The organism is Pontibacter sp. BAB1700, assembly GCF_000277005.1.
GTDB lineage: Bacteria > Bacteroidota > Bacteroidia > Cytophagales > Hymenobacteraceae > Pontibacter > Pontibacter lucknowensis.
Map to the genome: position 1 here is coordinate 1 of NZ_AKIS01000252.1, position 1,593 is coordinate 1,593.

The following is a 1,593-nucleotide window of genomic DNA, read 5'->3' on the forward strand; positions in this document are numbered from 1 at the left end:
GAAGTATCATAGTGCTCCTGTTTACTTTTTTTATAGCAGTATTAAATGCAAATGCGCAAAGTGAAACCAAGTCTGACTCTTGGGAAGATAACTATAGTGAAGCGCAGCTCGCATTAGAAAATGCTGAGTATTCTAAAGCTTTTGAAAAAGCAATCGCAGCAGAAAGGCTGTTGAAAAAATGGAATCCCGAAGTTGCTTTAGTGAAAATACATGCACTTCACAATCTCACTCAAAGTAATGACTATGTAGATAGTACTCTCAATAATTCCTTACTATTCGAAGTAGATAGGTACATCAAGTTTAACAGAGGACGAAAAAGAAAATCAGCAGGGTATTTTTCAGCTTAATGCAGCACTAAAAGCACTTCCGATATATATCAAAGGTAACTCTGCCAAAACTGAAGAGATGTATGGAGAAGCGATGCAGTATTACTTTAAAGCTGCTGAAATGGGAATATCAAACGCAATGCTTCAAATTGGCCGGTTGTATTCTGAAGGTTTAGGCGTAGATCAAAACGCTAAACAGGGATTCAAGTGGTTTCTTAAAGCAGCAGAAAATGGTAATTCAGATGCAATGTTTATTGTAGGAATATGGTACAGTAGAGGTATTGGCATAGAGACAGATACTTCTGAAGGATTAAGATGGTTTAGAAGGGCCGCAGAAAAAGGCAACGGTAGTGCTATGGCTAATTTAGGAATCGCATACTTAATGGGCCGTGGTACTGCAGTCAACTACAATGAAGCTTTAAAATGGTCTTTGCTTGCATCCAATAATGGTGAAGTAGGAGCATACCATAACCTAGGGGTTCTTTATGCTAACGGATTAGGAGTTGATAGAGACTATACAAAAGCAATTGAGTGGTATGAAAAGGCTGCAGCGGAGGGATTTGCTGATTCGATGATTAACTTGGGTAACATATACTCAAGAGGTGGCCCAGGTGTCACAGAGGATCAAAGTGTCGCTATGAATTGGTATTTAGAAGCAGCTGAACAAGGAAAAGCGGTAGCTATGCATAACATTGCATCAATGTATGTTAAAGGACTCGGTGTAAGTGTTGACTACTGTGAAGGTCTTACGTGGTATAAAAAGAGTGCTGCCTTGGGTGAAGATAAATCTATGCATGCAGTTGGTTACATATATTCAGATGGCAAAGCAGGAAGAAGGAATTATAAAAAGGCAAGAAATTGGTTTTTACAAGCAGCAGAAAAGGGCAATGCAGATTCAATGGTGAACATGGGGGTACTCCATGTCGAAGGTAATGGTGTGAAGAAAAACTATATAGTTGCTTTAGAGTGGTTTCAAAAAGCAGCTGAAATGGGAAACATTAAAGGGATGCTGTATTTAGCGAATCTTTATGAAAAGGGGGGCAAAGGTGTTAGAAAGGATAAAGATCTTGCGGATCAATGGCGTCAAAAAGCAGAAAATTTAAAAAATGTAAAATCATAGAGATTTTGCCATCGTTTCTGCTATCTATAAACGAAACCACTGAATTTCAGTGGGTTTTTTCGTTTTTGTTACCTTTGGGCCGGAGTCGGAACCGGCACACGGAGTGTAACCTCATTGGTGTTTGAGACCAACGCGTCTACCAATTCC

Annotated in this window: 2 protein-coding genes; both read left to right on the forward strand. The window is 39.3% G+C overall.

Features of this window, described 5'->3' with window-relative positions; genetic code table 11:
- On the forward strand, nt 1–347 hold a 347-nt coding region (locus tag O71_RS24480), incomplete at its 5' end, for a hypothetical protein (RefSeq protein ID WP_007661261.1).
- Between the two features lie 58 nt (nt 348–405).
- A complete protein-coding gene (locus tag O71_RS20940; RefSeq protein WP_007661263.1) occupies nt 406–1,446 on the forward strand; it encodes a tetratricopeptide repeat protein in 1,041 nt (346 codons plus the stop codon).
- The last annotated feature ends 147 nt before the right edge of the window (nt 1,447–1,593 follow it).

Coding starts and splice junctions, on each gene's coding strand:
- O71_RS20940 (WP_007661263.1), top strand. CDS start 406: ATGTATGGAGAAGCGATGCAGTATTACTTTAAAGCTGCTGAAATGGGA.